The sequence below is a fragment of the Rhodobacteraceae bacterium M382 genome (genome assembly GCA_025141015.1).
GTDB classification, from domain to species: Bacteria; Pseudomonadota; Alphaproteobacteria; order Rhodobacterales; family Rhodobacteraceae; genus Aliisedimentitalea; species Aliisedimentitalea scapharcae.
The window spans coordinates 2,651,396-2,669,797 of the sequence record CP081098.1 but is presented as its reverse complement, the minus strand read 5'-3'; the positions used below and the strand labels follow the sequence as shown (position 1 = coordinate 2,669,797).

Annotated in this window: 18 protein-coding genes; 8 read left to right on the top strand and 10 right to left on the bottom strand. The window is 59.4% G+C overall.

Going from position 1 to position 18,402, the window contains the following annotated elements; all coding sequences use genetic code 11:
- Positions 1 to 15: 15 nt before the first annotated feature.
- Both K3727_12445 and guaA read right to left on the bottom strand, forming a co-directional pair.
- Positions 16 to 927 carry a DMT family transporter gene (locus K3727_12445; protein ID UWQ93362.1) on the bottom strand — a complete coding sequence of 304 codons (912 nt, stop codon included), beginning with the start codon at positions 925 to 927 and terminating at the stop codon, positions 16 to 18.
- Positions 928 to 1,086: 159 nt separating this feature from the next.
- Positions 1,087 to 2,655, bottom strand: a complete 1,569-nt coding sequence (gene guaA / locus K3727_12440; GenBank protein UWQ89629.1) for a glutamine-hydrolyzing GMP synthase — start codon at positions 2,653 to 2,655, stop codon at positions 1,087 to 1,089.
- A 398-nt stretch (positions 2,656 to 3,053) separates the two neighbouring features.
- Between guaA and K3727_12435 the strand changes: the two genes are divergently transcribed.
- Positions 3,054 to 4,595 carry a trimethylamine methyltransferase family protein gene (locus K3727_12435; GenBank protein ID UWQ89628.1) on the top strand — a complete coding sequence of 514 codons (1,542 nt, stop codon included), beginning with the start codon at positions 3,054 to 3,056 and terminating at the stop codon, positions 4,593 to 4,595.
- Between the two features lie 12 nt (positions 4,596 to 4,607).
- Here K3727_12435 and K3727_12430 read toward each other — a convergent pair whose 3' ends face one another.
- The gene (locus K3727_12430) at positions 4,608 to 4,907 is read right to left on the bottom strand and encodes a hypothetical protein (GenBank protein UWQ89627.1); all 300 of its coding nucleotides are present in this window, start codon (positions 4,905 to 4,907) and stop codon (positions 4,608 to 4,610) included.
- Between the two features lie 243 nt (positions 4,908 to 5,150).
- Between K3727_12430 and K3727_12425 the strand changes: the two genes are divergently transcribed.
- Positions 5,151 to 6,305 (top strand): helix-turn-helix domain-containing protein, encoded by a 1,155-nt coding sequence (locus K3727_12425; protein UWQ89626.1) that lies wholly within the window; start codon positions 5,151 to 5,153, stop codon positions 6,303 to 6,305.
- Between the two features lie 81 nt (positions 6,306 to 6,386).
- Here the strand turns inward: K3727_12425 and K3727_12420 are convergent, their stop codons facing one another.
- Entirely contained in the window at positions 6,387 to 6,935 is a 549-nt protein-coding gene (locus K3727_12420) for a peroxiredoxin (protein ID UWQ89625.1), read from the bottom strand.
- Between the two features lie 330 nt (positions 6,936 to 7,265).
- On the opposite strand from K3727_12420, the gene lipA reads away from it, so the two are divergent.
- Both lipA and K3727_12410 read left to right on the top strand, forming a co-directional pair.
- A complete protein-coding gene (gene lipA, locus K3727_12415; GenBank protein ID UWQ89624.1) occupies positions 7,266 to 8,216 on the top strand; it encodes a lipoyl synthase in 951 nt (316 codons plus the stop codon).
- Positions 8,213 to 9,376 carry an amidohydrolase gene (locus K3727_12410; protein ID UWQ89623.1) on the top strand — a complete coding sequence of 388 codons (1,164 nt, stop codon included), beginning with the start codon at positions 8,213 to 8,215 and terminating at the stop codon, positions 9,374 to 9,376. The genes lipA and K3727_12410 overlap by 4 nt, the downstream gene beginning before the upstream one ends.
- 7 nt (positions 9,377 to 9,383) lie before the next feature.
- Here K3727_12410 and K3727_12405 read toward each other — a convergent pair whose 3' ends face one another.
- Complete coding sequence (locus tag K3727_12405; protein ID UWQ89622.1) at positions 9,384 to 10,184, bottom strand: hypothetical protein; 801 nt, start codon at positions 10,182 to 10,184, stop codon at positions 9,384 to 9,386.
- Positions 10,185 to 10,245: 61 nt separating this feature from the next.
- Positions 10,246 to 10,785, bottom strand: a complete 540-nt coding sequence (hpt, locus tag K3727_12400; protein ID UWQ89621.1) for a hypoxanthine phosphoribosyltransferase — start codon at positions 10,783 to 10,785, stop codon at positions 10,246 to 10,248.
- A 75-nt stretch (positions 10,786 to 10,860) separates the two neighbouring features.
- Here hpt and K3727_12395 point away from each other — a divergent pair, with 75 nt between their 5' ends.
- Both K3727_12395 and K3727_12390 read left to right on the top strand, forming a co-directional pair.
- Entirely contained in the window at positions 10,861 to 11,307 is a 447-nt protein-coding gene (locus tag K3727_12395; protein ID UWQ89620.1) for a type II toxin-antitoxin system RatA family toxin, read from the top strand.
- A gap of 23 nt (positions 11,308 to 11,330) precedes the next feature.
- Positions 11,331 to 12,629 carry an MmgE/PrpD family protein gene (locus tag K3727_12390; GenBank protein UWQ89619.1) on the top strand — a complete coding sequence of 433 codons (1,299 nt, stop codon included), beginning with the start codon at positions 11,331 to 11,333 and terminating at the stop codon, positions 12,627 to 12,629.
- Positions 12,630 to 12,690: 61 nt separating this feature from the next.
- On the opposite strand, the gene K3727_12385 is transcribed toward K3727_12390, so the two are convergent.
- The 4 genes from K3727_12385 to K3727_12370 all read right to left on the bottom strand — a co-directional run bounded on the left by K3727_12385 (position 12,691) and on the right by K3727_12370 (position 16,157).
- A complete protein-coding gene (locus tag K3727_12385) occupies positions 12,691 to 13,872 on the bottom strand; it encodes an ammonium transporter (GenBank protein UWQ89618.1) in 1,182 nt (393 codons plus the stop codon).
- Positions 13,873 to 14,023: 151 nt separating this feature from the next.
- Complete coding sequence (locus tag K3727_12380) at positions 14,024 to 14,512, bottom strand: CinA family protein (protein UWQ89617.1); 489 nt, start codon at positions 14,510 to 14,512, stop codon at positions 14,024 to 14,026.
- Positions 14,509 to 15,009 carry a phosphatidylglycerophosphatase A gene (locus K3727_12375; protein ID UWQ89616.1) on the bottom strand — a complete coding sequence of 167 codons (501 nt, stop codon included), beginning with the start codon at positions 15,007 to 15,009 and terminating at the stop codon, positions 14,509 to 14,511. The genes K3727_12380 and K3727_12375 overlap by 4 nt, the downstream gene beginning before the upstream one ends.
- On the bottom strand, positions 15,006 to 16,157 hold the full coding sequence (locus tag K3727_12370; GenBank protein UWQ89615.1) for a bifunctional 2-C-methyl-D-erythritol 4-phosphate cytidylyltransferase/2-C-methyl-D-erythritol 2,4-cyclodiphosphate synthase: 1,152 nt from the start codon (positions 16,155 to 16,157) through the stop codon (positions 15,006 to 15,008). Before K3727_12370 ends, K3727_12375 begins: the two co-directional genes overlap by 4 nt.
- Positions 16,158 to 16,340: 183 nt before the next feature.
- On the opposite strand from K3727_12370, the gene dusB reads away from it, so the two are divergent.
- Both dusB and K3727_12360 read left to right on the top strand, forming a co-directional pair.
- The gene (dusB, locus tag K3727_12365) at positions 16,341 to 17,327 is read left to right on the top strand and encodes a tRNA dihydrouridine synthase DusB (GenBank protein ID UWQ89614.1); all 987 of its coding nucleotides are present in this window, start codon (positions 16,341 to 16,343) and stop codon (positions 17,325 to 17,327) included.
- Positions 17,324 to 18,400 (top strand): PAS domain-containing sensor histidine kinase, encoded by a 1,077-nt coding sequence (locus K3727_12360; protein ID UWQ89613.1) that lies wholly within the window; start codon positions 17,324 to 17,326, stop codon positions 18,398 to 18,400. Before dusB ends, K3727_12360 begins: the two co-directional genes overlap by 4 nt.
- The last annotated feature ends 2 nt before the right edge of the window (positions 18,401 to 18,402 follow it).

The following is an 18,402-nucleotide window of genomic DNA, read 5'->3' as shown; positions in this document are numbered from 1 at the left end:
CAATGTGCACGGACGTCAGGACAGATCGCGATGCAGCCCCGGTGTCGCCGCCGCGGGGTTGGCCCGACCTTCGGCAAGAATGTTGTAGTAGTTGGCGGCAAAAATCACCACCGCACCCACCAGCACCCAGATATCCAAGGGTTCCGAATAGATCAGCATTCCCAATATCGCGACTGTGGGCAGGCGGGCAAAATCCATGGGAATGACAATAGTCGCAGGAGCCAACGCCAAGGCCGAGGTCAGGCAGTAATGTGCAGACACCCCCGCCAATCCGATGATCAGCAACAAGGGCAGCGATTGGGCCGTGGGCAGGGCAAAATCTCCATCATACCCGGCTATGACCGCGCCCATGAGGATTTGCATGGCGGTCAGCCAAAACAGGATATTGGCGGTCTTCTGGGTCAGGGTCAGGCGTTTGGTCACGGTCAACGTGATCGCAAAGAAGATGGCCGCCGCTGCGGCAGTGACCAGCCCAAGGTTGATGGTGCTGGGGTTGGGCCGGGCAACGATCAGCACGCCGATGAAGCCAACAAAAGCCGCAATGGCCCGGGCCGACGTCAACCGTTCCTTTAGGATCAGGGGGGCCAGCACGATGACCCATAGCGGGGTGGTGAATTCCAGGGCGATGACCTGAGCCAACGGAATCGCGGTGATGGCAAAAAACCACAAATTCTGGCCGGTAAAATGGGCCGCATTGCGCAAGACATGTATGCCAAACAGCTCGGTGTTGACCTGCCGCCAGGTCCCGGTGATTGTCAGAACCGCGCTGACAATCAAAAAGCCGACGACGCTGCGGTAGAACATGATTTCAAAGGTGTCATGGGCAACCGCAGCCTCGCGGCCGGTGACGGCCATCGTGGTAAATGACGCGATGGCTCCGATCATCCAAAAAGCGGCTGTGACGGTATTTGATTTGCGGTGCGTCATCATGGTGCCTCTGTTGGCGGTCTGTGAGGTCGGCGCGGTGATCAGGGGACGAACGCGGCGGACGTCAGATGGATCAGATATGACGCGGTAACATCCCAAATTGCAAAAGAAAAACCCCGGCGCAGGGCCGGGGTTTCAATCAGATGTTGGTTGAAAGGGTCATTCCCATTCAATCGTGCCCGGAGGCTTGGACGTGATGTCATAGGTACAGCGGTTGATGCCTTTGACTTCATTGATGATCCGCGTGGCGGTTTCGCCAAGGAATTCGTGGCTGAACGGATAATAATCCGCTGTCATGCCGTCCACGGATGTCACTGCGCGCAGGGCACAGGCAAAATCATAGGTCCGCCCGTCTCCCATCACACCCACGGTACGCACCGGCAGAATCGCAACAAAAGCCTGCCAGATGTCATCATACAGACCGTGTTTGCGGATCTGGTCGATATAAATGGCATCCGCTTCGCGCAGGATTTCCAGTTTCTCGCGGGTGATTTCTCCGGGGCAGCGGATGGCCAGTCCGGGACCGGGGAAGGGATGGCGACCGATGAACGATTGCGGCAGGCCCAACTCGCGCCCCAGAGCACGGACTTCGTCCTTGAACAGTTCACGCAGAGGTTCGACCAGTTTCAGGCCCATCTTTTCCGGCAGGCCACCCACATTGTGGTGCGATTTGATTGTGACTGACGGTCCACCGCTGAACGAAACAGATTCGATGACATCGGGGTACAATGTCCCCTGAGCCAGGAATTCGGCACCTTCGATGGTGTTGGCGTGTTTCTGGAACACGTCAATGAACAGCTTGCCGATGATCTTGCGTTTGGTTTCGGGATCCGATTGACCGTCCAGTTCGCCAAGGAACAACTCCTGTTCGTCCGCGTGGATCAATTGGATATTGTAATTGTCGCGGAACATGGCGACGACTTCTTCGGCCTCGTTCTTGCGCAGCAACCCATGGTCAACAAACACACAAGTCAGCTGATCGCCAATCGCCTCGTGGATCAGGATGGCCGCGACCGAGCTGTCAACGCCACCGGACAGGCCACAGATGACCTGTTTGTCTCCGACCTGATCGCGGATCGCCTGGATCGCCTGTTCGCGATATGCGCCCATGGTCCAATCGCCGGTGAACCCAGCCAGTTTGACAAAATTCTCGTACAGTTTCGCGCCGTTGGGGGTGTGATGCACTTCGGGATGGAATTGCACCGCATAGAAATTGCGGCTGACGTCGGCCGTGATGGCATAGGGTGCATTGGGCGAGGTGCCGTAGACCTCGAACCCGGGGGCGATTTCGCTGACGTGATCGCCGTGGCTCATCCAGACCTGTTCGCGGTCGCTGTCATCAGCAAACCAGCCCTGCAACAGAGGCAGGGAGTTGACGGTCGGGGTCACGTATGCGCGCCCGAATTCGGCGGTGCCATGGCCGCTTTCGACCTTGCCGCCCAATTGGTGCATCATGACCTGCTGGCCATAGCAGATGCCCAGGATCGGCACGCCCAGATCAAAGATCTCCTGGGGGGCACGGGGGCTACCGTCGCGGGTCACGCTGTCGGGCCCGCCCGAGAAGATCACGGCCCGCGGCGCCATCTGGCGCACGAAGTCCATCGTGACGTTCTGATAGGGGTGGATTTCGCAATAGACATTCAACTCGCGCAGGCGCCGGGCAATGAGCTGCGTAACCTGGCTGCCGAAGTCGATGATCAGGAGGCGGTCGTGGGATGTATCACTCATGTCCGGGCCATAGGCGAAGGCACGGGTTTTCGCAAGAGGTTTGGTGCCACTTGGGGCCGTGGAGTGGGGGCTTTCTGCCCCCCGACCCGAAATCCGGGGATTTCAGGTCTCCCCCCGAAGGTATTTGGACCCAGAAAGAAGCAAGAGGGGCGGCCAACCCAGCACAGCATTGACTCTCGGACGCGGGGGGGGGGGGGGGCGCGTGACGGCCATGTTGGGACAGGCTGGGGGATTGGGGTCTCTGCCGCGGGGGAGCTCTTGGTTCGTGTTTGTCGGAATTTGGTAAATCAGAGGCCTGGATGTCGCTTTTAAACGCCAATGGCCGTTATCATCCGGCGGAACGGTGCAGGAGCGGGCTAAAACTGGATCAAACAAGATCCTTGGTGAGGAAAAAAGACATGGCTGAAGCATCACGTCGACGTGGTCGCGGGGGTGGCGGTGCCGCCCGTCGGGCCGAGCGTTCCGCAGTTTCATTTGAAACTGCGAAATACATCCAGCGCAACATCCCCAACTTTGAGGTGTTGAACGAAGAGGCGTTGGAAATCATCGAATACAACGCGGACACGATCCTGGAAGAGGTTGGGGTCAACTTTGTCGACAACCCGGCCGCGTTGGAACGTTGGCGCAATGCCGGGGCTGATGTAACCGGAGAGCGGGTGCGCATTCCGCGTGGCCTGGCGCGTAAACTGTGTTCGACAGCCCCCAGCGAATTCACCCAGCATGCCCGTAACCCCGAGAAATCGGTGGTCATCGGGGGGCGAAATCTGGTGTTGGCACCGGTTTATGGCCCGCCGTTTGTGCGCGATGCCCAGGGTGGCCGCCGCTATGCGACCATGGATGACTTTAACAAATTCGTAAAACTGGCCTATATGTCCAAATGGCTGCACCATTCCGGTGGTACCGTGTGCGAACCAACAGATATTCCGGTGAACAAGCGTCACCTGGACATGTTGATGGCGCATATGACGCTGTCGGACAAACCGTTCATGGGGTCGGTCACCGAACCCAGCCGGGCGCAGGATTCGGTGGACATGTGCGGTGTGCTGTTTGGCGAAGAATTTGTTCAAAACAACACAGTCATGACGTCGCTGACCAACATCAACTCGCCGATGACGTTTGACGATGTGATGATGGGGTCGTTGGAAATTTATGCCGCCAACAATCAGGCCTGTATCATTTCGCCGTTCATCGTTGGCGGTGCCATGGCACCGGTATCGGTGGCAGGGACGCTGACCCAGGTTTTGGCCGAAGTTCTGGCCGGTGTGGCCTATAACCAGCTGGTGCGTGCCGGGGCACCTGCAATCTTTGGTGCGTTTGTGTCGTCGATCGACATGAATTCGGGTGCTCCCACATTTGGAACACCCGAAGCGTCGCTGGTGACCTATGGTGCCGGCCAGCTGGCGCGCCGTCTGGGACTGCCGTTCCGGTCGGCGGGATCGTTCTGTGGGTCCAAGCTGCCGGATGCGCAGGCCGCATATGAAACCGCGAACAGCCTGAACATGGGCCTGATGTCGGGTGTAAATTTCATGTTGCACTCTTGCGGATGGCTTGAAGGTGGACTGGTTGCGGATTTCGAGAAATTCGTGATGGACGCAGATCAGCTGGGTACTTTGCACGGTTTGGCCAAAGGGGTCCCGGTCGATGCGGACTCTCAGGCAATGGAAGCCATTCGCGAAGTGGGACCGGGCGGTCATTATCTGGGTTGTGCCCACACCCAGGCGAACTTCAAATCAGCCTTCTGGAAATCCGATCTGCTGGATTACAAGCCGTTTGAAACCTGGGAAGAAGAAGGCGCGCGCGACACCTATGCGTTGGCGACAAACCGGGTCGATACGCTGTTGAATACCTATCAGCAGCCCGCAATGGATCCGGCGACGCTCGAGGCGTTGAACGCCTATGTGGCGCAAAAGAAAGAATCGATGCCCGACGCCTTTATGTAAGCGCGCCCGGTATCACGACACAGGTTGGGCGCGGGTTGCTTTGAGCACCTGCGCCTCGCCCATCATGGCAATCAGCAGATCCAGGTGACGGGTCAGCGAATAGCCAGCCTCTTCGGCCCTGCGGGCGTCATCCATTTCCCGTTCCAATTCGACCAGGCGCATCAGCGCAGCCGCTGGACGTGGGATAGCCCCATATCCCAACAGTCGCTGCAGATGCCGGGTCCGGCAGTAATCACGAGCACCAATTCGCGCGGCCCGGATCAAAAGACGGGGGCGGCGCAGTGATGACAGCATGCTGAGAATGTCCTGCATTGTGGGTCCTTTCCAACGTTTCATCTGTTTGGCGACTTTATGGCACAACTATGGCGGGTGTTGCGGAGGCCGCCACATTTGCGAACGCTGGATTCACGACAGTTTATCAAATGGAAACAATGATGGTGAAACTGGCGGATTTTAACCATCGAGTAACCAATGCAGCCTTAGGTTGTGTTGATAATTCGGGGGGTATCTGCTGGATAAATAGGTCAGGCTGTCAGATCTAAGGACACATCAGAGATGAACAATCAGCCCGCGCCAGACGTCCCAGGATGGGTACCAGAAGGTGCACAAAGATATTTGGCTCATACCGAAGCAGGGCAATCGATCCGCGACTTGGCGCGGGTCGCGGGCTGTCATGCGTCCACGGTGTTGCGTCAAATCCGTCGCGTGGAAATGCGCCGCGACGATCCATTGGTGGATGCGGCATTGTCAGCCTTGGCCAAGACCCATTTTCCGCCTCTTACCCACATGCGTGAACCCACGGGGCGTAAGAGCGAGGACAGGAAGGACACTGACCCGATGAATGCTGCTGTGCGCCACACCGAAAACACCCCGGATATTGTTGAACTGGAACAGGAATCCCTGCGCGTCCTGCGACGTCTGTGCGAAACCGGTGCGGTTCTGGCCGTGGCCGAGGAAATGGAAAAAGCCGTTGTCGTGCGAGACGGTGTAGACGGATCTACGGCTCGCACTGCGGTCGTGGATCGGGCCATCGCCGAAGTCATGGCGTTGAAGGATTGGATCACCTGCCCACAACCGGGGCGGATCAGCCGCTATCACATCACATCGACCGGGCGGGCGGCGCTCAGCCGGATTCTGGCCGAAGCGGAAAACCGGGCACGTTCTGCCAAGGAAGGCGGGTTTGCCGAAGCCCAAAGCCCTTTTGCTGCCCAGCATCGGGTGTTTGGAAACAGGACCGTGGACGAGGGGGCCGATAAACCCCGGCGTGTGCGATATAATATGGCCGAAAGCCCGTTGACCGCATTGGCCCGGCGCAAAGATCGCGATGGTCAGCCGTTTCTGAGCGAGGATCTGGTGCGGGCCGGAGAACGTCTGCGCGAAGATTTTGAGCTGGCACAGATGGGTCCCAAGATCGCGCAGAATTGGGATCGGTTCCTGACCGGTGGTGGACGCGGTGGATTTTCGCCGGACAGCGGGGTCGGGGATGGACCGTCCGCAGCGCGTGATCGGGTGGCCCGCGCGTTGGGAGATCTGGGGCCGGGGCTCAGCGATGTGGCGCTGCGGTGTTGCTGTTATCTAGAGGGATTGGAGACAGCTGAGAAACAAATGGGTTGGTCGGCGCGTTCAGGTAAAATAGTGCTGCGTATCGCCTTGCAACGGCTAAAGCGGCATTTTGAGGAATTATCCGGTGGCGACCAGATGATCGGCTGATCTGCATTGTTTCCTGAACCGGAACAAAAGAGGGCTCTCCCGATTGGGAGAGCCCTCTTGTCGTCAAACGGTCGTCAAAGATCAGGCTGCGGATTGCGCGCCTTGTTCTTTCAACCAGGTCAGGACGGTCTCGGGCGAGGACACGCCATAAGGATCGTCACCGTGGTTGTCTTCCAGACCGGGCTCTTCGAACCAGGCTTCGACAACACCGTTGTTGACCACGGCGGCATACCGCCAGGAGCGCTGACCAAAGCCCAGGTTGTCCTTGGCGACCAGCATGCCCATTTTGCGGGTGAATTCACCGGAGCCGTCTGGGATCACGTCGACGTTTTCCAGGTTTTGCGCTTCGGCCCATTTGTTCATGACAAAGCTGTCGTTCACAGACATGCAATAGATCGCGTCCACACCTTGGGCCTGGAAATCGGCAAAGCCATTTTCAAAGCCGGGCAGCTGGTAGGTCGAACATGTGGGGGTGAAGGCGCCAGGCAGCGAGAACAACACGACGCGCTTGCCAGCAAAATAGTCGGCAGTGGTCTTGTTTTCCCAGCGGAAAGGGTTCGGGCCTTCGATCGACTCGTCACGTACACGGGTCTTGAAGGTCACGTTCGGCAGGCTGACTCCAGCTTTCATTTCACACTCCTGATGCAAATGTCTCGGTTCCGGCGAGACGCTTAAAACGATTCTAAACAGGGTGCAAGATATGTCTGCACGCCAAGACCGTTTCCCGTTGTTCAATGATATGCATGGCAAAGATGTCGGAAGTAATTATATTAAATACCAACATGTTAAGATGTCACTGGATTGGCCCACAAACCCGGGTTTCATCAGGATTGCCATCGCGCGGCATCCCAAGGGCCCGGGCCATGCGTCAAAGGTATGGCGGGGTCCCAATTGCCGCGATGACGGCGCGGAAATATCATGATATGTCACCAGAAACCTGCAACCTGATAGGGACCCGACATGCGTGATCTGAAATTGCCCCAGCAGCGCCACCCCGAAAAAGCGCACCGCCCGGACAATGAACAGCCCAAGAAACCCAGCTGGATTCGGGTTAAGGCTCCTGGCGGCAAGGGCTATGCTGATACTCACCGGATCATGCGTGACAACAATCTGGTCACCGTCTGCGAAGAGGCCGGATGCCCCAACGTCGGTGAATGCTGGTCGCAGGGTCACGCCACCATGATGATCATGGGCGAAATCTGTACCCGTGGGTGTTCCTTCTGCAATATCGCCACTGGCAAGCCGGATACGCTGGATGCTTTTGAACCGGGGCGCGTGGCCCATGCGGTGGAAAAGCTGGGGTTGAACCATGTGGTGATCACCAGCGTGGACAGGGATGATTTGACCGACGGTGGTGCCGATCACTTTGCCCAGACCATTCGTGCCGTACGTCACCGCAGCCCAAAGACGACGATTGAGATCCTGACCCCGGACTTCTTGAAGTGCGCGCCAGAAGTTCTTGAAATCGTTGTCGAAGCAAAGCCGGACGTATTCAATCACAATCTGGAAACCGTGCCCGGCCTTTACCCGACGGTACGCCCCGGCGCGCGCTATTTCCACTCTCTGCGCCTGTTGCAGCGGGTAAAGGAGATGGACCCCACCATTTTCACCAAATCCGGCGTCATGGTGGGGCTGGGCGAAGACGAACAGGGCGTGCGCCAGGTGATGGACGACATGCGCGCTGCGGATGTGGATTTCCTGACCATCGGCCAGTACCTCCAACCAACGCCAAAACATCACCGCGTGGATCGTTTTGTCACGCCCGAAGAATTCGCGGATTACGAAAAGGCGGCTTATGGCAAGGGGTTCCTGATGGTTTCCGCGACGCCGCTGACCCGGTCGTCCTATCATGCTGGCGATGATTTTGCCCAATTGCGCGCGGCGCGAAATGCCAAACTCGGCGCGCAATGACGCCAGAACTTTTTCGTCGGCTGACCCAGCTGCGCCATGACCTGCATCGGATTCCCGAAGTGTCCGGGCAGGAGGCGCGGACGGCTGCCTTTATCGAGGATACCCTGACACGGCACACCCCGGATTCCCTGATTTCCGGGTTGGGCGGTTATGGCGTTGCAGCCGTGTTTGACAGCGGGACACCGGGACCCACTGTCATGATCCGATGCGAGCTGGATGGGTTGCCGATCCCGGAGCAATCGGAGGCGCGCTATCGGTCAACCCACGAGGGGCGCGGGCATCTGTGCGGTCACGATGGGCATATGGCAATCGTGGCTGGTCTGGCCGATTGGCTTGCCGCGCGTCCCTTGGCGCGCGGTCGGGTCGTTCTGTTGTTTCAACCCGCCGAAGAAACCGGAAAGGGGGCGGCGGCGGTCCTGGCCGACCCGCGGTTCGCCTCCATTGCGCCGGATTATGCATTTTCGCTTCACAATCTGCCGGGGCTGGCCCTTGGGCAGGTGGCGATCTGCGCCGGACCAGCCAATTGCGCCTCGCGCGGGATGCGGATCCGGTTGACCGGGCGCACATCACATGCCGCAGCACCGCAGGACGGGATCTCGCCCGCCGGGACTCTCGTCCGGTTGCTGCCGGATCTTGCGGCCCTGGGGCAGGGCGGTGATCGGGGGGGGGACTATGCGCTGGTGACCCTGACCCATGCGCGCATGGGCGAAGCGACCTTTGGCATTGCGCCCGGCGAGGCCGAGATCTGGGCCACTTTGCGCACCGTGACAAACGACCGGATGGAACAGTTGATCGCCGAGGCGCAATCTGTGGCCGGGTCCGTGGCGGCAGAACAAGGTTTGCACATAGACATCGACTATGACGATGTGTTCGACGCCTGTACCAATCATCCCACGGCGGTGGCGCTGCTGGATAGGGCCTGTAAGACGGCAGGAACCCCGGCGGAAATTCACCACACCCCGCAACGCTGGTCCGAAGACTTTGGCCAGTTCGGCGCATCCGCCAGGGCTGCGATGTTCTGGCTGGGCTCGGGCAAGGACCAGCCACAATTGCACAACCCGGACTATGACTTTCCTGATGCTGCGCTGCCAATCGGCGTTGCAGTGTTCCGCGCGGCCATTGCTGCGGTTCTGATCGAGACATCAGCAGGCAATCGGTGATTTCCGTTTACGGCGCGGTCGTGACACCGGCTGTCCTGAGACGATCGTGATCCGGAAACCAGATCTGATCATGTGGCGTATCGCTGATTTGTTCAACAAAGGCCGGGTCCACGCCTTGGTCGCGAAAGCTGGCATGATCCTTTTCCTGTTCAGCCACGGGGTCCAACAGCTGTTGGGGGGCGTCCAGCTTGTAGGCGTGGAATCCCAATCGCCCGGTGGGTGCCAGGCTGCGGCGGACCCCTGCGATAAAGATCAATGTGCAGGCCGAGGCACAGGTGCCGTCGACATGTGTCTCCAAACGGTGGTGGTGTACCTGCAGAGCCACGGCCCTGGCCGCATAGATCAGCCCACCATCGCTGTTTAGAATCAATCGCGTAACGCCCGGATGGGCCGCGAGCATTTGCCGTGTGGTTTCAAACATGTCGAAATCGACCGGCCCGCGCAGATAAAGCGTGGTCCCTGTCAATGTCACATCGCCCACGCGCGGCGTCCACACCGGCGGTGCCACGGCGCTGCGCCGGGCCAGGCTGTCGAGATGCGGCAGAACCGTCAGCACCACACAGATCCCAACCACCGCGAGGCCCGCCAAAAAGGCCACCAACTGCGGGCCGCTGTCCAAATGGCGGCGCAAGGATCGAATGGCACCCACCAATTGCCAGATCAACAGCGCAATGTCCGGGATCAACCACAGGCCGCCACCGGAAAAGACCAGCATCCGCAACCCTAGAACGGTGATCAATACCGTCGGGAGCGGCGCGATCTGGCCCTGCCAATGTTGGCGGACAAAGCGGCGGATGAGGCAGAGCATCTGTGTCAGCCTAGGGGCACCTGCCAAAATTGGGAAACGTTAATCGGACCCCGCCGTGGGATTATTCGACAAAGCGGACCTTGCCAATAAACGGGAGGTTGCGATTGCGTTGGGCATAGTCGATGCCATACCCCACGACAAATTCATCCGGAATTTCAAAGCCGATGTAATCCGAGCGGAAATCGACTTCGCGACGGCTGGGTTTGTCCAGCAGGGCGATGGATTTAAGGCGCGCGGGATTGCGGCTTGCCAATAGGTGGGTGACATGGTTCAGGGTATGCCCGGTATCGACGATATCTTCGACGACCAACACGTCACGTCCTTCAATTGCGCCACGCAAGTCTTTGAGAATGCGTACTTCTCGACTGCTTTGCATGCTGTCTCCATAAGAGGATGCTTCGAGGAAGTCGACTTCGATCGGGAGGTCCAATTCACGCACCAGATCGGCGATGAACACGAAACTGCCCCGCAACAGGCCGACCACGATCAACTTGTCCGTGCCCTCGAATTCGTCATGGATTTCGCGGCTCAACTCTTCGATTCGGGCCGCAATCGTCTTGGCCGAAATCATTGTGTCGATGACATATGGACGCTGTGACATCTGTCCCCCCTTGATCTTTGGGCGCATCCATACGACATCAGCTGCCACGAAACAAAAGAAAACATACAGGTTGCGATGCCGACGCATTCCGAAACCCGCCATCTGCCCTATTCTGCTCAGCAGATGTACGATCTGGTCGCGGATGTGGCCCAATACCCGACGTTTCTGCCCTGGTGTGCCGCGGCGCGGATCCGGTCAAAGACGCCGTTGGGCGCGGCCGAAGTGCTGGAGGCGGATCTGGTGATTTCCTTCAAGGTCTTTCGCGAACGCTTTGGCAGCCGTGTCACCCTGTTTCCCGATGATATGAAGATCGACACCGAATATCTGGATGGGCCTTTCAAATACATGAAATCCAACTGGAGTTTCGAAAGCTGCGATGACGGAGGGTGCGATGTCTCCTTTTTTGTCGATTTTGAGTTCCGCAATGCGGTATTGCAGGGCATCATCGGTGTTGTATTCAATGAGGCGATGCATCGCATAGTACGGGCATTCGAACACCGCGCGGCAGAGTTGTATGGCTGAGCCGCCTTTAGGGGGGCTTTGACATGGCAGACAGTTTCACGACCCGACTGGCAGATTTTGCAACCGCTCCGGTAACCCCGTCGGGGCCGGCGCGACAAACCACCGTGTTGTCGGCTCTGGACTGGCTGGCGGTGGGACGCGCGGGCAGCGCTGAACCTGTCTCGCGGATTCTGCGGGCACAGGCCACCGAAGAAGGCGGCGCGCCTCAGGCGCGGCTGTTTGGTGGTGGCGCAGCGCCTGTGCGCATGGCGGCATTGGTCAATGGCACGGTCAGCCATGCGCTGGATTATGACGACACCCATTTTGCCCATATCGGCCATCCGTCAGTGGCTGTTTTTCCGGCCGCATTGGCCATGGGAGAACGCCAGGGCGGTGCAATTGCCGGAGTGTTGGAGGCGGCGCTGGTCGGGATGGAAGTGTCGATCCGGGTCGGTGTGTGGTTGGGGCGCGGGCATTATCAGCGCGGATTTCATCAAACCGCCACGGCCGGGGCCTTTGGGGCCGCTGTTGCAGCCGGGCGGTTGGCTGGTTTGGATGCGCAGGCCATGACACAGGTTCTGGGGCTGACAGCAACCCGCGCAGCCGGGCTCAAGGTCCAGTTCGGAACGATGGCAAAACCTTATAATGCCGGTCTTGCCGCATCCTGCGGGGTCGAGGCGGCTCTTTTGGTAGCGCGGGGGTTCCAGGCCAACCCTGACGCAATGTCCGGCGAATTCGGCTTTGCGGCCACCCATCATGGGGCGGGGGACATCGACAAGGCGCTGGCGGGGCTGGGGGAGCATTGGTTGTTCGAGACGGTCAGCCACAAATTTCACGCCTGCTGTCACGGGCTGCACGCAGCTCTTGAGGCGGCGCGCGATCTGGATCTGGCCGCGCCCGAGATTGCGGAATTGTCGGTGCGCACCCATCCCCGGTGGATGAGCGTGTGCAACCAACCGATGCCGACAACCGGGTTGGGGGCCAAATTTTCCTATGGGACGGTCCTGGCCATGCGGGCGCTGGGGTATGACACCGCCCGTCTCGACTCCTATACCGATCAGATCTGTGCAGATCCCAAGGTCAGGGGACTGCGCGCCATGGTCCGGGTCGAAGCCGATGACAGCCTGAGCGAAACCGAAGCGGTTGTCACGGTGTTGCGCCGTGACGGTGTGCGGCGCGAGGCTCATCATGATCTGGCCGCACCGATGGAGATGACGGACCGCGAGGCGCGTGTGCGCGAAAAAGCCCAAAATTTGATCGGAGAAACAAGCGCCCGCGCCATCTGGTCGCTGTTGCGTGGGGGGGGCGCGGTCGAAGATTTGGCGGCCTTGGTGTCCGAATAGCAAAACGGGGCCTGTAAAGACCCCGTTTCCGTGCCCCCGAGAGAGCGGTTGACTGAAGGTATCAGCTGCTCATGTCATAGGCGCGTTCGCCATGAACGCTGAGGTCCAGACCGTTGGTTTCGGTTTCCAAATCGACACGCAACGGCGTGATTGCGGCACAGATCTTGACCAGAACCACGGTGACAATGGTGGTAAAGAGACCGACAACGACCAGCCCACCCAGCTGCGCGGCCCAGGTGCCCGCACCAAAAAGCGCGATCATGATGGTGCCAAAGATACCGCCCACACCGTGAACCGCAAACACATCCAGCGTGTCGTCGATTTTCAGTTTGTTGCGCACCAGGTTCACCGCCTCCTGACACAGCACCCCGGCGATGGCACCGATGATCAACGCCTCGATGGGACCGACAAACCCGGATGCCGGGGTGATCGAAGCCAACCCGGCGATGGTCCCTGTGACCAGCCCGACCAGCGAGGCCTTGCCATATTTGATCTTTTCCCACAGCGCCCAGGTCAAAGAGGCGGTTGCGGCCGAGATGTGTGTCACGGTGATTGCCATGGCCGCGCCACCGTCTGCGGCCAGCTGCGAGCCGCCGTTGAAGCCGAACCAGCCAACCCACAGCATCCCGGCACCGATCATCACAAACCCGGGGTTGTGCGGCGGGGTCGTGCGGTGTTTGCGCGGCCCCAGAAAGAACGCCACGATCAGCGCCGCCAGACCGGCTGTTTCATGCACCACGATGCCACCGGCAAAGTCACGGACCCCAATGTCGCCAAAGATACCGCCGTCGGCCAACATGCCGCCACCCCAGATCCAATGCACAACCGGCGCATAACAGACCAGCATCCACAGGGATGAAAACAGCAGCACAAAACCAAAGCCGACCCGCTCGACATAGGCCCCTACAATCAGGGCCGGGGTGATGATGGCAAATGTCATCTGAAAGGCAAAAAACAGCACCTCGGGCAGGGTGCCCGACAGGCTGTCGACGGTGACACCTGTCAACATGGCCTTGTCCAACCCGCCCCAGATCCCGCTTTCACCGGGGCCAAAGGCAATGGAATACCCCAGGAAGAACCACAGAACGCTCATCAAACAGGCAATCGCATAGCAATGCATGAACACGCTGAGCACATTTCGCGCACGTACAAGTCCACCGTAAAACAACGCCAATCCAGGCAATGTCATAAAGAGGACCAGGGCGGTTGCCACCGTGATCCATGCTGTGTCGGCTCCGTTCATCTGCCGTTCCTTTCCATCATCCGTGGGGTTGGCAGGTGTTCAAGCGGAGCGGAGCTGCGGAAAAAAGGGGCAGACCGATAATAGTCGCCCAAAATTGCCGCCTTTTATGCAATGCCTGTTTTTTCAGCGCCCTGGCAGGGGGCATGCCTGATTACAGGTCTCTTTGGGAAATCGCCCGTGACAGCAAAGTCAGGGCGTGGTCCCGCGTGGCCTGACGGACGTGGTCGCGACCGATGGCACCGAATTCGATGGTTTCAGTAACGGTGTCCTGCCCGGCCTGTGCCAATCCGAAACACACGCGGCCTTCGGGTTTGAACTCGGACCCGCCAGGCCCGGCAATGCCGGTGACCGAGACCGCCAGCGTCGCGGGGGAATGGGTCAGCGCACCCATCGCCATTTCGGCGGCGACCTGTTGCGAAACCGCGCCATGGGCGGTCAGTGTTTCGGCCTGCACGCCCAGCATCTCCATCTTGGCCTGATTGGAATAGGTGACGAACCCGCGGTCCACGACGGCAGAAGAGCCGGGAATGTCGGTCAGCGCCGCGACGATCAACCCTCCGGTACAGCTTTCGGCGGTGGTGATCACGACTTTTGCGCGGGTGGCGCGGGCGATCAGGTCGGTGACGTCAACAGCGGTCATTGGCCCATGACCCCATGCCACACCCCGGCCAATGCCATGACGCCGATGGCGGCAAAAACACCCGCAATGATGTCATCCAGCATCACGCCCAGGGCATCCCCGCGCCGGTCTGCCGTACCGATGGGTCCGGGTTTGGTGATGTCGAACAGGCGAAACAGCACAAACGCGGCGATCCAACCCGGCCACATGGCAAGGACCGGGATGTCATGAGCCCAGGCCGCATAGCTGAGCGGAAGCAGCGCTGTAAATTGTCCGGCCACTTCGTCGATCACGATTTCGGACGGATCATGGTCGCCCCCATGCGACGTATATTCCCGGGTGGCCCAGATCCCGACGATCAGGGCAAATGCGGTCCCCATCAACAACAATGGAAACCCACCCAATGTATGCAGTGCCCAGGCCAGAGGCAGGGCCACAGCCGATCCCCAGGTACCAGGGGCAGGGCGGATGTGGCCGACGCCACAAACGGTGCCGATCATATGTGCCAGCTGTTTCATGATTTCACCAACGCTGCGGTGGCGATCGACGCGATACCTTCGCCGCGTCCGGTGAACCCCAGACGTTCCGAAGTCGTTGCCTTGATTGACACCCGATCCGGGTCGATGTCCAGAATTCGGGCCATTTCCTGCTGCATTTGGGCGGCGTGGGGGCCGACCTTGGGGTATTCACAGACCAGGGTGCAATCGATGTTGGACAGGGTGAAACCCATGTTGCGGGCCAAATCGGCGGCGTGGCGCAGAAAGATTTCAGAGGCCGCCCCCTTCCATTGCGGATCTGATGGCGGGAAATGACGACCGATGTCGCCCTGTGCCAGCGCACCATAGATTGCATCTGTCACGGCATGCATACCCACGTCAGCATCGGAATGACCCTGAAGGGTGCGGTCATGGGGGATTTCGACCCCACACAGGATCACGCTGTCGCCAGGGCCAAAGCGGTGTACGTCATATCCATTGCCCAGTCTGATATCCATCTCGGCTCCCCGGCGGTCTTGTGTCAGAATCTGTTCCGCCCGGGCGAAATCCTCGGGGCGGGTGATTTTCAGGTTGTCGGCCTCGCCCGGAACAATTGCGACGGTGAGCCCGGCATCACGCGCGACTTCTACATCATCTGCCGCGCCACCGCGATGGGTAAGATGTGCATGACAAATGGCATCATAGCGAAACCCCTGTGGGGTCTGGGCGGCGTACAACCCGTCCCGGTTGCGGGTGCCGGTGACCTGACCTGCATCCCCCGTCCAAAGCGCATCGGTAACGGCCAGCCCGGGGGCCGCGCCCGGGGCGCTGTTCAATGCCGCCTCTACGGCATGGATAAGAGCCGGAGAGACACAGGGGCGGGCCACATCGTGGATCAGCACCTTGTCGATCCCGCGCCCCTCAAGCGCCTTGAGCCCGTTTTGCACCGAACCTGCCCGGTCCGTGCCACCCGGGGCAAGAATGATGTCAGGGTGGGATTCAAATTCATCCCAATATTGCCTGTCATCGCGGTTCAGAACCAATACGATCAGCGGCAGGCCCGCCGCTCGAAACCGCTCCAATGTCCAGTCCGCTACCCGTTTGCCGGCAAGCGGGCGCCATTGTTTCGGCAGGCCGCCACCGGCCCTCTGGCCGCGCCCGGCGGCCACGATCAGGGCAGCTGTGGTCATCTGGGATCTCCGGAGTCTGATACTGGATCTGTTTATGCTGTGATGCAAACCGAGGCAATCACCCGAGGTTATGCGCCTAATTTTTGTGCAAATGCATAATTCATGGGCATTGAATCCCCTCCTGTCATTGCTGCATATCCGGGGCTTCGTTACGTTCACCACAACTGCACAAGGAATAGGCGCTTGTCTTTCACCCTCGGATCCACGGCATTGAACCCGCCCATTGCGCTGGCCCCCATGGCGGGAATCACGGATCGTCCGTTTCGCGATCTCGTCCGGTCGTTTGGGGTCGGGTTGATGGTCAGCGAAATGGTCGCGAGCCAGGAAATGGTCCAGGCCAAACCCGGGGTGCGCGAACGGGCCGAGCTGAGCGCAGATGTGGAAAACACCGCCGTACAGTTGGCGGGCCGTGAAACCCATTGGATGGCCGAAGCTGCCCGTCAGGTTGCTGGGCGCGGAGCCCGGATCATCGACATCAACATGGGGTGTCCGGCAAAAAAGGTCACAAGCGGATTTTCCGGCTCGGCGCTGTTGAAAACGCCGGATCACGCGCTGCGCCTGATCGACGCCGTGGTGGCGGCGGTCGATGTACCGGTGACCCTGAAAACCCGGTTGGGGTGGGATGAAAACAGCCTGAATGCCGCCGACGTTGCGCGTCGCGCGCAGGATTCAGGTGTGCAGATGGTGACAATCCACGGCCGCACCCGCTGTCAGTTTTACAAGGGGCAGGCCGATTGGGCGGCCATTCGCGCCATCAAGAACGCGGTCAGCGTGCCGGTTCTGGCCAACGGAGATATTCTTGACAGCGCCGATGCGGCCCGGGCACAGGAGCAATCCGGCGCGGATGGCGTCATGGTGGGACGCGGAACCCAGGGGCGACCATGGCTGTTGGCCGAAATCGCCCATGACCTGTGGGGCGCGCCCAAACCCGAAATCCCCTCTGGATCTGCGTTGATTGAACTGGTTTGTGACCACTATCGCGCCATGCTGGCCTTTTATGGGCCTGATCTGGGCCTGCGTGTCGCACGCAAGCATCTGGGCTGGTACATGGACCGGGCCTGCACAGGCACCCAGCTGCGTCGCGCTGTTTTGACGCAAAAGGACCCGGGGCAGGTTCTGGCTTTGCTGCCGGATGCCTTGAGCGATCAGGGCGGGCAGGTGGCCGCATGAGTTTCAACGGTGCCATCTGGACCTCGTTACCGGTTCCCGCCTTTGTCGTTGACGAACACGACAGGGTGACGGATGTGAATTCGGCGGGCGAAGGGTTTGTCAACGCGTCGAGCCGAACGATCACTGGCAACAATATCTGGACTCTGATCCAGATCGACCCGCCGATTGCCGATGCAATGGCCCGGTCACGCGACAATGGCACGCCTTTGTTTGTGAATGACGCTGATGTCGGGACGGGACATCGCGGCCCGCTGCATTGCTCGATTCAGGTGGCACCGGTGCAGGGGCATCCGGGCAAGATGCTGATGTTGCTGTCGCCGCGCGAATTGGCCGGACGCATGACCCAGAACCATTCGGTCAAATCGGCGGCGCAATCCGCAATTGGCATGGCCGAAATGATGGCACATGAGATCAAGAACCCGCTGGCGGGGATCACTGGCGCGGCGCAATTGCTGTCGATGAATGTCGGACGCGAAGACGTCGAACTGACCGATCTGATCGTCGCCGAATGCCAGCGTATCGTAAAGTTGCTGGAGCAGGTGGAACAATTCGGAAACCTGTCGGAACCAGACCGAAAACCGGTTAACCTGCATGATGTCCTAGACCGGGCGCGCCGGTCTGCCCAATTGGGGTTTGGCGCGCATATGACGATTGTCGAAGATTACGATCCGTCCCTGCCGATGGCATATGGTGATCCGGATCAATTGTTGCAGGTGGTTTTGAATCTCCTAAAGAACGCCTCGGAAGCCGCTGATTCAAAAGGAGGGTGCATCAGAATTCGCACCTATTTTGAACATTCCTTTCGACTGCGAAACAAACAAGGTGGCGCATCGTCTCTGCCGTTGCAGATCGAGATTTCCGATGATGGGCCGGGGCTGCCGGACAAGATCAAAGGCGATATTTTTGATCCATTTGTGTCGGGGCGGGAAAACGGGACCGGGTTGGGTTTGGCGTTGGTGTCCAAGATCATATCAGACCACGGTGGCTGGATCACGGTCACCAGCGAACCGGGGTGCACGATTTTCCGCCTGTCGTTGCCGCGCGCCCCGCGCGATGCGTTGCAGTCGGAGTAAAC